The organism is Colwellia sp. 12G3 (assembly GCF_002836775.1).
In the GTDB taxonomy this organism is placed as follows: domain Bacteria; phylum Pseudomonadota; class Gammaproteobacteria; order Enterobacterales; family Alteromonadaceae; genus Colwellia.
The window spans coordinates 239,146-251,143 of sequence record NZ_PJAQ01000065.1 but is presented as its reverse complement, the minus strand read 5'-3'; the positions used below and the strand labels follow the sequence as shown (position 1 = coordinate 251,143).

Sequence of the window (11,998 nt, the reverse complement as noted above, 5' to 3'; positions counted from 1 at the left end):
ATTAGTTCCTTATGATCATTATGACACTGCTCAAGGTCGCCAGCGCCAACACAAGGTTAAATATTTGCCAATGACGCGGTGTTTTTAATAATCGTTGTACCGCTACACCGCAACAAACCCAGAGTAGACTGCCGAAAGTTCCTGTTATGCTCCACGCCAATATAACCATAAATACCGAGTAAAAATATGCATCGCCTGCCAAGGTAAACGCAGAAATACAAGTGAGTCCAGTCATCCATGCCTTTGGGTTGATGAACTGAAACCCAGCGCCATGCCAGAAACTCAGTGGTTGTGATTTTTTATCAACATTACTTAATGGAGTGGCAAAGGCTATTTTCATCGCTAAATAAAGCATGTAACCAATACAACCAATTTTTAGTAATTGCTGGGCTTGTGGGTGTTTTGAAAATAAAACACCAAGCCCAAGACTGATAAATAATACCAGTAGTATGTTACCTAACCGTATACCTAACACGAATGGCATACTTGCACGAAATCCAAAGTGAGCGCCATTGGCTGAAAGCAGCATGTTATTTGGGCCAGGTGTCGTTGCGGCAGTAAGAGTAAAGACCATTAAGGGCAATATGAGTGCGGCCAGTTGTTCATTCATAATAATTCCTTGTGCTCGCTCTATTGTATGGGTACAATTTGGTTTTTATTGGGGTGTCAATGTTTGATTGATATCATATTGATCTTTTATTTTTACTCAAGGATTTTATTGTCACCATGACAATTTGGACGCCGATACTCGATAAGAATCAAGCTAAATATTTAGCCTTAGCCCATGCTATTGAAGTCGCCATTAATAACGGCGAACTGCATTGTGATGAAAAGTTGCCGCCCCAACGCCGTTTGGCCGATGCACTACAAGTTACCATAGGTACAATTACTCGCGGTTATAGCGAAGCTGAACGCCGAGGTTTGGTTGTTGCACAGGTTGGCAGTGGTACCTATGTTCGAGGAAAGGATAATGTCAATGCATTAGCCCATGATATGAACCAAGATCTTCCAGGAAAAATCGACATGCGCGCGGCTTTTGCACCCGAAGGGCCGCAAATCAAGATGATTGCTGATGCTATGGTATCAATGGCAACCGATCCTCACTTATTAAGTCATTTACTTCCCTATGCGCCCGAACTTGGCCACGCTAATCATAGGAGTAGTTTTCAGCGCTGGCTTAGCTCTGAGCCACTGGTGCTGGATGACTGTAACTTTTTGATAACCCACGGTGGTCAACACGCGATAAGTGTTTCGATAAATGCTATCTGCCGAGAAGGCGATTCAATTCTAACGGAAAATTTAGTTTTTCCTGGGGTGTTAGCCGCGGCGCAAGATAAAGGCGTAAAAGTGATTTCAATTGCCATGGACGAAGAGGGCATTATTCCTGAAAAAGTGTTGCAGGCTTGCCAGCGCCACAAACCCCGGATGATATATTTAACCCCTAATAGCCAGAATCCTTGTGGTACACAACTTTCTGTCGAGCGACGCCAAGTGTTGGTCGATATTTGTCGTGAGCATAACGTGTTGATCCTCGAAGACGATGTTCAGTATATTGCCCGTACCGATAAACTTGTGAGCATGCAGCAACTCGCCCCAGAGCAATGCATTTATTTGAGCAGTTTCTCAAAACGTTTTGGCGGCGCCATGCGTATTGGTTACTTGGTCGCTTCTGTGAATGTATTTAATAAAATTCGTTTATCACTTCGTGCCTCTTCTTGGACCAATTCACCTTTATTAATTCATTGGTTATGTGAATGGATGGACAATGGTGAACTTGACCGGCTGGAAAAGTGGTTGCAATCAGAAATGAATGCAAGACAAGCACTGGCGAATCAATGCCTTTCACTGTGGGCGCCATATAGCCAAAAAAGTAGTTTCAACTTGTGGTTGGTATTGCCGCAGGGATGGCTGAGCCATGAATTTGTTGAACAGGCACAAAGTAAAGGAGTGTTGGTGCGTAGCGCTGATGACTACAGGGTAGGACAACAAATACCTTTACCCGCAGTTCGTCTGTGTTTAAGCAGGCCTAATACTCATAAGGAGTTAATTGAGGCATTAAATATACTTAAAAGTATATTGGAACAAGGACCCTTATTAAAAGAAGCTCTTATGTAAAACGGCTGGTTATGGTTATGGTTATGGTTATGGTTAAGTCAGAATCACCATGACTGTTTAATCTAATCAATGCTTTACTAATACTAATACTAATCTCATTAAGTTATTGGCCACTTGTGCTGGTTAAAGTACGCTACAATGGCGTTGCTCTCAATCCCAATAGCTCGCTATTGGTCAATCAAGCGGCTACCATTAAATTATTTTTCCGTCGCATAACTGAACACAAACTCAATGGAACGGGTATAAGCAATAAAAAACCGCCAACAATCAATGCTAGCGGTTTTATTTTTAGGTTTTATAAGCAAAGTATCGATAATAAAATGTTATATAAAAATATATTATCTATCCGTTAATCATCAATGATTAACCGTTGCTTACTTCTTCAAAATCCGCATCAATTATATCTGCCTCATTAGCTCCATCGTTGGCAGCGTTATGTTCATGCGGTGCTGCTTGTTGTTGTTGTTGTTGTGATTGGCTAGCTTGCATCATTTTACTGTAAGCTTCTTGCAAGCTATTTTTTCGCATCAAAATGGCGGCTTTATCATCGCCATTAACGGTCATTTTAAGTTGCTCAATTAATGTTTTAAGCTCCGATTTTTGCTCTTCAGATAAACTCTCCATAGATGTTTGCACGGTATGAATTAATTGATCTGCTTGATTACGTTGGTCAACTAATTCACGTTTTTGTTTGTCTTCACTAGCGTGCTGCTCTGCATCATCAACCATGCGGTTAATTTCATCTTCCGTTAAACCACTTGAGGCGGTAATTTTAATGCTTTGCTCCTTGCCTGTTGCTTTGTCTTTCGCTGAGACATTTAAAATACCATTAGCATCAATATCAAAGGTTACCTCAACTTGTACGGAACCGCGTGGGCCAGGGTTAATATCGCTTAAGTTAAATTGGCCTAACGATTTATTATCTGTCGCCATTTCTCGTTGACCCTGCAACACATGCACGGTTACAGCGGCTTGATTATCTTCAGCCGTTGAGAACGTTTCAGAAGCGCGCGTTGGTATGGTGGTATTTTTCTCAATAAGCTTGGTCATAACACCCCCTAAGGTTTCAATACCGAGCGATAATGGCGTGACATCAAGTAATAACACATCATTAACAGCTCCCGACAACACACCCGCTTGAATGGCAGCACCTATGGCAACGGCTTCGTCTGGGTTTACATCTTTACGTGGTTCTTTAGCAAAGAAGGTTTTAACTGCTTCTTGCACTTTTGGCATACGTGTTTGACCACCGACCAAAATAACCTCGTTAATATCAGCTTTACTTAAACCCGCATCTTTTAGTGCTTGTTCACAAGGTCCGATAGTGCTTTTTACTAAATCATCAACTAATGATTCTAATTTCGCTCGGGTAACTTGTACATTTAAGTGTTTAGGGCCATTAGCATCAGCAGTTACGTACGGTAAATTGACGTCGGTTTGCAGTGCAGATGACAGTTCTATTTTCGCTTTTTCAGCCGCTTCTTTAAGGCGCTGTAACGCTAAAGGGTCTTGGTGAATGTCAATACCGCTTTCTTTTTTGAATTCATCAGCTAGGTAGTTAATTAGGCGTAAATCAAAATCTTCTCCACCTAAGAAGGTATCACCATTGGTGGCCAACACTTCAAATTGTTTTTCACCGTCGACATTGGATATTTCAATGATAGAAATATCAAAGGTACCACCACCTAAATCGTAAACCACGACTTTTTGGTCTTCTTTATTATTTTTATCAACGCCATACGCCAATGCGGCGGCTGTGGGTTCATTAATAATGCGCTTAACATTCAGTCCAGCAATTTTACCTGCGTCTTTGGTTGCTTGGCGCTGTGAGTCGTTAAAGTATGCGGGTACGGTTATAACGGCCTCTGTCACTGTTTCACCTAAATAGGCTTCAGCATCTTTTTTCAATTTCCGTAAGACTTGTGCTGACACTTCTTGTGGCGACAATGCTTTACCATTCACTTCAACCCATGCATCACCGTTGTCTGCCTTTACTATTTTATAAGGTGCTAACTTAATGTCTTTTTGCACTTCTTTATCTTCAAATTTCCGACCAATTAATCGTTTAATCGCAAATAATGTATTGGTAGCATTTGTCACTGACTGTCTTTTTGCCGGTTGACCCGCTAATGTTTCATTGTTTGCATAAGCAACAATTGATGGGGTTGTTCTGCTACCTTCTGCATTTTCAATGATTTTTGCCACGCCAGCTTCCATAACCGCTACACATGAATTTGTTGTACCTAAATCAATACCAATAATCTTACTCATAATAATCACCTATTATCTAATGAAAGAATCTAATGAAAGAATCTCATAAAAAAATTTAATAAAAAGTCTTACGCTTACGACAATGTCCAAGTAAGCAGTTTGACCACCTAAACCACCTTAGATAAACCAACTAACTTGACTGGTTTAACCTTGGCTGTTCGGTTAATGGAGCTATGATACGCAAGGTAATAAAATGCTTCTGTCATAAATATGACAGTATTGATGATTTGTTTATTTTGTATTATCGGCTGTCGTTTTTGTTTTATAAATCAAGACATAACTTGGATTTTATTAAGATGAAAGTGACTAATAAATATAAGGTTTTGCTATATAGACTCAACGAGGTAGAATAAAAATACTCGTTTCCGTTACTAATACATTATTTTATTTATGCCTGAAGATGTTATCCACTTACCGCAAAAAGCCAGCCCTGTTTTAGTCAAACAAGCTAATCTTTTTGCTGATTTACCGGAAGAATTAATTGAAGATTTTCAGCAAGAATTTCAGATTAATGAATGGCTTAAAGGTGATTACATTAATTCAGATATTTTAATGCAACGTTTTTTTGTGATTATTGACGGACAATTAGAAATAAAACAAAGTAACCCCGATACCGGTAGAGAAGCAACGTTAGATATGCTGTATGCCGGAGATTGTTTTGATTTAATGGTGTTATTTGATGAGCAACCGCATGACGTTATTATTTCACCGCTAACATCGGTAAAATTACTGTCAGTCAGACTGTCAACTATGCGGCATTGGTTGTGGACCTATCCTACATTTAACCAACAATTTATGCCTTATTTAGCAAAAAAAATGCGCGAAAAAGAGCAACAGGCAAGTAGCTTAATTCTGAACGATGTAACGACACGTTTAAGCCGCATCATTTTACAGCATATTAATAAAATTAAATTCTATACCGGCCGTAAAGAAAAAGAGCATGAGCATCATTTAGTGAATGGTTTAAGCGATGAAACGTTGGCGCGGATGACGGGGTCAGTAAGACAAGTGATCAATAAGCAATTACAGCACTGGAAAAAAGAGGGCACTATCGATAAAAAACGTAATCAACTGATTATTAAAGATTTAGAAGCATTAGAAAAAGCAGCGAAATACACTGAGAATTTGCCTAATGCCCCTTTGATGAATAACCAGCCGCAGAATAAAAGTTAATAATTGACTCTTTTTAAAGTCTGCTAATGAGTTGAGTCAGGGGCATTTTAATAAGATTGCTATTTCCATTTGCTTTGGTATACCTAAGCGCTGCGTGGTTAAAAAAACTGACCGCTAAGCAATGTCGTTGATAGTTTACTTTAGTTGGGAAAGTTGTGGCTAAAATACATACAGCTAAATTCTTAAGTTATACTTAAATTTGCCGATACTTTTTATATATACCCGTTACCAATCAAAGTGCAGGATTTCAGTGGGAGTTTAAATGCCTTTAGGCAAGAGAAATAATTTAAGTATAGTTATTCTATGGTTTCATTATTTAACGCAGTATAAAGACATTTTAACCCCATCGCAGAAGCGCTTGAGCACTCTGAAACCTGTATATTGGATGGTTACGGATATCGGCTTTGATAAATTAAGGTAAATATTATGAGTTCACCAATTAACCCGAATACGACATTTAGCCAAGATGTTCGATCTCTAGCAAAAGCACCGGATAAAAAAGAGAACGGCCCTATGGGGCAGCAAGTATCTGAGCTTGCGCATGAGAAAAAAATAGGGGAAGTAAAAGAGCCTATTCATGTAACCCAGAAAAAACAACTTAATGCAGCCATTATCGAATCGTCATTGAAATTCAGCAACACAATTGGCGATAAACCACTGTCACTGATGTTAAAAACTGCTTTGCAGGGCATAAATGAAGCCCTTAAAGCAAGCGGAGTTGATAGTAACGTGGAAGATGCTTATGAGTCTGGCGTTGATTTCAGTCCAGAAGCAACGGCAGAACGTATTGTTTCTTTTAGCACCCAGTTTTTGGGTTCTTATCGAGAACAGCATCCAGAGATGAGTGAAGAGGAATCGTTAACGGCTTTTGTTGATATTATTAGTGGTGGCATTGATCAAGGTTTTGGTGAAGCTAAAGATATACTTGGCGGTTTAAAAGTACTAGCGGGAGATATTGAAAGTAATATTGATAAAACTTATACGTTAATTCAAGAAGGCATACAGTCTTTTGTGGATTCTTTTAGTGAAAAAGAAAGTGAGTAATCCGCACGGCCATTTGAACGTTAATTGATAACGACTACTGATACGTTACAAGGATGTGGCGTATAGCGAATAACGGAGCATCTTCTTTGCTAGTTTTAATAGCAATGCCATTATTCTGCGCACAATAAGCAAGCAAACCTGTGTTCTCATCAATGATTAATCATTTTGGCTGGCATATTAAATTCTAAACGCGATACTATTGAGTTTATCGTTAGCTATTACAGGAAAATGTAGTCGCCATTGCAACGTGATACAAGCATGTTAAATTTCAATACTATCAATTTATTACCTAAATAAATTGATAGTAGGTAAATTTATTTATTTGCAATAAAATTGCTTTTAATAGATATTAAATGCCCTTTAAGTCTATGTCAGATAACGATGTTTAAATTAATCAACACATCCCTATTAGTTTTTTTAGCCGCTTCATTAACGTCTTCTATAGTAAATAGTGCCTATGCAAAAACACCTTTAGATATCAATGAACAAAACATAGTTAAACAAGTAGAATTACTATTGCCACAAGCACTTAAAGACATTGAGCAAGCGGTAAATATAAATAGTGGTTCAATGAATCTTGAAGGCGTAACACAGGTTGGTTTATTGGCCAAACAACAGCTTTCAGCAATCGGCTTTGAAGTGCAATGGCTCGACGGTAGTGCTTTTAATCGGGCAGGCCATATTTTAGCAACTCACCAAAGTAGTAATCCAAACGCGCTTAAAATTTTAATGATTGGTCATCTAGATACTGTATTTTCCAAAAAGGATGATTTCCAAACGTTTACAATGCTTAATGAAACACAAGCTTCAGGCCCAGGTATTGCTGATATGAAAGGCGGTAATGCCATTATAATTTCTGCTATGCGGGCATTAAAAAAACTTAATTTACTTGATAATATCAGTATCAAAGTACTGTTAACCGGTGATGAAGAAAGCAGTGGCCGTCCTTTATCGTTATCAAAAAAAGCCATTGTTGATGGCGCTATCTGGGCTGATATTGCCCTAGGTTATGAAAATGGTGATAACAATATAAATACAGGGATGGCTGCACGTAGAGGTTATACCGGTTGGACTTTAAACGTTGAAGGAAAACCAGCACACTCGTCTCAAATATTTAATGACGAAATAGGCTATGGTGCAATTTATGAAACAGCGCGTATTTTAGAAACGTTTAGGTCCCAATTAGAGCATGAAGAAAACCTGACTTTTAACCCCGGCATGATCATAGGTGGTACTAGTATAGATTTTGATGTCGCTAAATCATCTGGTTCTGCATTTGGTAAAAGTAATGTTATTGCGCAAAAAGCGAAAGTGACAGGTGATTTAAGAGCACTTTCAGCTAAGCAGTTAAAAAGTGCTAAACAAATCATGCAAAATATAGTTAAAAATAATTTAAACCATACGCAAGCTGAACTGATATTTGAAGAGGGTTATCCACCGATGGCACTCACCCAAGGTAACTTAGGCTTATTGGCGTTATATAGCCAAGTTAGTCAAGACTTAGGCTATAACGCGGTAAAGCCTGCCAACCCACGAAAAGCAGGCGCAGCCGATATTTCATTTGCGGCAGAACATGTTGATATGTCACTGGATGGCCTTGGTTTAATGGGCTCTGGGGCACATACTAAAAATGAAATTGCCGATTTAACCACATTAAATAAAAATATCGAAAAAACGGCAATTTTGATTTATCGCTTATCTAAACAATAAAGCTAAACAATAAAGCTAAACAAAATGCAGTGTTAATTTTGTTTAACTTTACTGATTTTCTAAGGTAAATTCATCCGCATCTAAAAAGGCAGGGAAGTCATTTTTGAATTGTTCAAGCTTACTAAAATCGAGTTGAGTGGTAATGATCTGTTGTTGGTTATCAGCGGCAGAAACAATGGTTTCACCGGTAAAATCAATGATTGTAGTGCCACCAGAGTGAGGGGTATTTCTGCCATCATCTCCGATACGATTAACGCCCACAACAAAGCTTTGATTCTCCATTGCCCGTGCTTTTAATAAGGTATCCCAGACATTACGTCGGGCAGCAGGCCAATTAGCGACATTGACCATAAGATCATAATCTTGGCGATTTCTAGACCAAACAGGAAAGCGTAAATCATAACAAACTAATGGCAGTATCTTGATGCCGTTAATCGTAATTATTTTTCTGTTTTGGCCTTGTTCAACATGGTCTTGCTCTTTACCCAAACGAAATAAATGACGTTTGTCGTACTGTTCAACGGAGCCATCAGCGCATACCCAATAAAATCGATTCACCTTTTTATCGTTTTGACTTACTAAAACACTACCCGCAACGACGCAGTTATATTGTTGTGCTATTTTCTTTAACCAGGCTAAGGCAAGGCCGCCATCTTCGGGCTCTTGTACTTCACTGCTGTTAATACAAAAGCCAGTCGAAAATGTTTCGGGTAGCAATAATAAGTCGACCGCCACATTGTTAGTAAAGTGATTTTCGATGAGCTGTTCTAAGTGATTGAAATTGGCTTGTTGGTCTAACCAATGAATATCATATTGCACTGCGGCTATGGTTAAAGTTGACATAATATTTCCGCGGCTTTAAGTAAAGTATCGTCATTTTTAGCAAAGCAAAGTCGGATAACTTTATTATTTTGATGATAAGCCTCTCGTTGCTCTGCTGGGTAAAATGGGCTGAGTGGAATGGCGGCAACGCCTATTTTCTTGGTTAACCACTGACAAAAGTCTCGATCATTAAGTACTGATATTGCTGAATAATCGAGTAATAAGAAATAAGTGCCTTGTGAAGGCAGTAGCGTAAAACGAGAGTCATTCAGTGCGTTAATGAGCAGGTCTCTTTTTTGCTGATAGAAGTTTGCTAACGCGGTGATATGCGCTGGTTGTTCTTTTAACATTTGCGCTATGGCTATTTGTGCCGGCGTAAATGAGCAAAAGGTAACGTATTGATGAATTTTTCTAAATTCAGCCATAAGGGTATCGGGTGCGGCACAATAACCCATTTTCCAGCCAGTACAATGAAAGGTTTTACCAAAACTAGAAACAACAAAGGCGCGTTTGAATAAGTCTGGGTAACGCAAAACACTCTCATGGCGTAAGCCATCAAAAGTCATATGTTCGTAAACTTCGTCGCTGATGACATATAAATTATATTTCTCAACCAACGCTTGTAGCGTAATCAAATCAGACTGACTCAATATTGAGCCTGTTGGATTGTGTGGGCTGTTGATAATAATGGCGCGTGTTTTTGTATTGATGTTTTGTTCTACTACGGTCCAGTTTATTGCATAACTTGGCGCATCAAGTGCGATATGGCGACAAATTCCGCCAGCAAGTTCAATGGCAGGTTCATAAGAATCGTAGGCAGGGTCAAAAACAATTACTTCATCATCTTGACGCACCAGCGTTTGTATCGCGACCCATAATGCTTCGGTAGCGCCTGAGGTAATAGTGATGTTATTTAGTCCATCGAGCTTTTGCTCATCGGCTAAATCCACTTGATACTGCCTATGTATCATGTTGGCAATTTGGGTTAACAGATCAGGTAAACCATTTGATGGTGAGTACTGGTTCTTACCGTCACTAATGGCCTGATTAATTTTATCTTTCAAAAAAGCTGGGGTATCAAATTCAGGAAAACCTTGAGATAAATTAATGGCTTGATACTGATTAGCCATTATCGACATTTCAGTGAAAATACTGGTTTCTAGGTTGGGCAGTTTACTGGTAAAAGAAGATGACACAAAAGACTCCCTGATTACTTTGATTAGGTACGTATTGCTTAATTAAGCATTGTTCAAGTGACTGTTTTTAAATAGACAGTGAACCGATAAGTGGAATGTAAAGGTTAACTTATTATACCAATTGTACTCATTAATTACCCATCTTCAAATGGTCTTAATTTACAATTTCTGCGTTGCGCTCAATCCCAATACTCCCTATTGCTCAATCAAGCGCCTACCCTTGAATTATTTTTCCTGCGCACAACAAGATCACAAACTTAATCGAATTGGTATAAGTGTCGAGTAACAACCTGTTTTTTGGGGATAGCATCAAGTCACCGGTAGTCATTACTCTGGTAGTTATGGTTCACGTTTAATGATTGTTTAATAGCGGATAAAAAAGGGAGCGATAGCTCCTTTTAGACGAATTTTTTGAGGCTTCAATTTTAGTTGTTCTATTTTTTAATCGGCAACATTTTCAATATCACCGCGCATGACCGGATAGCCTAGATTCATCCAACCAAAAACGCCTTCCCATAAAACTGCAGTACGTGTGTAGCCACGATCTCTTAATTTTTTTATGGTGTAATCTGCTGCAGCACGCGGGCAAGAACAATAAGCAATAATTTGTACATCTTTTGGAATGCCAGCCACTGTGTCATCGAGATCAGCATAGTATGGAAAAGGAATGGATCCTTCTATATGTGCAGTTTGCCAAACAGAGGGTACACGTGTGTCTAGCAGTACCATTTTGTTTTTGGCCAATAATGCGGTGTTTAAATCTTTTGATGAGACGTACATGCCATCTTGCAAAGAAAAGTTCGGATCATCACCCTTTTTATTAATTACATATTGCTCAGGTGTTGGCAGGGCTTTAAGTATGGTTCTCTCTTCTTTCCAACCGAGTGCTTTGCTGCGTAAAAAAGCGGTTATATTGTTGATGTCTTTTGCCGATAACTTATCTTTAAAAGCTTGCATTGGTGTATCTTGGCGACCATTTTGTATTGCATGACGAATAAATTCATCGGTGTTGTGGGCAAGGGCTGATTGATTGCCCAAAGCAGGAGCGGTAATCCCTTCACCCTGAACACCATGGCAGCTGGTACAATTAGCTAAATAGACTTGTTCCCCGCGCTTAATATCACCCTGCACAGGCTTAGTGGATAGTTTTAATCGTTCAACACCAGCTTGTTCAAATAGCCAATAGGTTAAGTCCCAGGTTTCATCTAGCGTCATCGGTCCGCCCACCTCATCAAGGTAACCACCCATGGCAGTGCCTTTTCTTCCATAGGACATAGGTCTTAAAATAGCGTGAGGTACACCTGATTCGAATAAACTTTTACTGCGTAGCGAGGGGGCGTGATCATTAACATGACCTTGTCGGTCTTCGCCATGGCATAACGAACAGTATTTCTGGTAATTTGTTGAAGCAACCTTTGCTTGAGTTATCGTTAGTGTTCTTGGTGGCGGTAATGTACCTAATTCGTGCTCTTGAGCTAATAATTCAATAGGCGAAATAAAACTTAACAAGCAGCCAACGAGTAATGTTTTATGTAAAAGTGAAGGAATCATGTTTATGTTTGTTATATTTTATGATCAGGATTAGTTAATAGACTATCGAGCATAAAGATAAGAAGCAATGGCTACTTTGAAGGTGAAAAGTTTCGTAACATATTTTCTACAACTAG

9 protein-coding genes are annotated in these 11,998 nt (G+C 39.0%); 4 read left to right on the top strand and 5 right to left on the bottom strand.

The features are described from left to right. Position 1: 1 nt before the first annotated feature. Positions 2-610, bottom strand: a complete 609-nt coding sequence (locus CXF71_RS14200; protein WP_101233612.1) for a LysE family translocator — start codon at positions 608-610, stop codon at positions 2-4. Between the two features lie 116 nt (positions 611-726). Here CXF71_RS14200 and CXF71_RS14195 point away from each other — a divergent pair, with 116 nt between their 5' ends. Beyond that, positions 727-2,115 (top strand): aminotransferase-like domain-containing protein, encoded by a 1,389-nt coding sequence (locus tag CXF71_RS14195; RefSeq protein WP_101233611.1) that lies wholly within the window; start codon positions 727-729, stop codon positions 2,113-2,115. A 363-nt stretch (positions 2,116-2,478) separates the two neighbouring features. Here the strand turns inward: CXF71_RS14195 and dnaK are convergent, their stop codons facing one another. Then, positions 2,479-4,386 carry a molecular chaperone DnaK gene (dnaK, locus tag CXF71_RS14185; protein ID WP_101233609.1) on the bottom strand — a complete coding sequence of 636 codons (1,908 nt, stop codon included), beginning with the start codon at positions 4,384-4,386 and terminating at the stop codon, positions 2,479-2,481. 390 nt (positions 4,387-4,776) lie between these two features. Between dnaK and CXF71_RS14180 the strand changes: the two genes are divergently transcribed. From CXF71_RS14180 to CXF71_RS14170, 3 genes are all read left to right on the top strand, one after another. Beyond that, a complete protein-coding gene (locus tag CXF71_RS14180; RefSeq protein ID WP_101233608.1) occupies positions 4,777-5,559 on the top strand; it encodes a Crp/Fnr family transcriptional regulator in 783 nt (260 codons plus the stop codon). A gap of 426 nt (positions 5,560-5,985) precedes the next feature. Beyond that, complete coding sequence (locus CXF71_RS14175; RefSeq protein ID WP_101233607.1) at positions 5,986-6,603, top strand: DUF5610 domain-containing protein; 618 nt, start codon at positions 5,986-5,988, stop codon at positions 6,601-6,603. 381 nt (positions 6,604-6,984) lie between these two features. After that, the gene (locus CXF71_RS14170) at positions 6,985-8,313 is read left to right on the top strand and encodes a M20/M25/M40 family metallo-hydrolase (RefSeq protein ID WP_101233606.1); all 1,329 of its coding nucleotides are present in this window, start codon (positions 6,985-6,987) and stop codon (positions 8,311-8,313) included. 48 nt (positions 8,314-8,361) lie between these two features. Here CXF71_RS14170 and CXF71_RS14165 read toward each other — a convergent pair whose 3' ends face one another. The 3 genes from CXF71_RS14165 to CXF71_RS14155 form a co-directional block, all read right to left on the bottom strand. Then, complete coding sequence (locus CXF71_RS14165) at positions 8,362-9,156, bottom strand: amidohydrolase (protein WP_101233605.1); 795 nt, start codon at positions 9,154-9,156, stop codon at positions 8,362-8,364. Then, on the bottom strand, positions 9,144-10,274 hold the full coding sequence (locus CXF71_RS14160) for a methionine aminotransferase (RefSeq protein ID WP_232771492.1): 1,131 nt from the start codon (positions 10,272-10,274) through the stop codon (positions 9,144-9,146). The genes CXF71_RS14165 and CXF71_RS14160 overlap by 13 nt, the downstream gene beginning before the upstream one ends. 498 nt (positions 10,275-10,772) lie before the next feature. Beyond that, the gene (locus CXF71_RS14155; protein ID WP_101233603.1) at positions 10,773-11,882 is read right to left on the bottom strand and encodes a c-type cytochrome; all 1,110 of its coding nucleotides are present in this window, start codon (positions 11,880-11,882) and stop codon (positions 10,773-10,775) included. Positions 11,883-11,998 lie beyond the last annotated feature (116 nt).

Bases quoted from the DNA above. Each gene is read 5' to 3' on its own strand.
- CXF71_RS14200 (WP_101233612.1), bottom strand. From the start codon at position 610: ATGAATGAACAACTGGCCGCACTCATATTGCCCTTAATGGTCTTTACT.
- CXF71_RS14195 (WP_101233611.1), top strand. From the start codon at position 727: ATGACAATTTGGACGCCGATACTCGATAAGAATCAAGCTAAATATTTA.
- dnaK (WP_101233609.1), bottom strand. From the start codon at position 4,386: ATGAGTAAGATTATTGGTATTGATTTAGGTACAACAAATTCATGTGTA.
- CXF71_RS14180 (WP_101233608.1), top strand. From the start codon at position 4,777: ATGCCTGAAGATGTTATCCACTTACCGCAAAAAGCCAGCCCTGTTTTA.
- CXF71_RS14175 (WP_101233607.1), top strand. From the start codon at position 5,986: ATGAGTTCACCAATTAACCCGAATACGACATTTAGCCAAGATGTTCGA.
- CXF71_RS14170 (WP_101233606.1), top strand. From the start codon at position 6,985: ATGTTTAAATTAATCAACACATCCCTATTAGTTTTTTTAGCCGCTTCA.
- CXF71_RS14165 (WP_101233605.1), bottom strand. From the start codon at position 9,156: ATGTCAACTTTAACCATAGCCGCAGTGCAATATGATATTCATTGGTTA.
- CXF71_RS14160 (WP_232771492.1), bottom strand. From the start codon at position 10,274: ATGTCGATAATGGCTAATCAGTATCAAGCCATTAATTTATCTCAAGGT.
- CXF71_RS14155 (WP_101233603.1), bottom strand. From the start codon at position 11,882: ATGATTCCTTCACTTTTACATAAAACATTACTCGTTGGCTGCTTGTTA.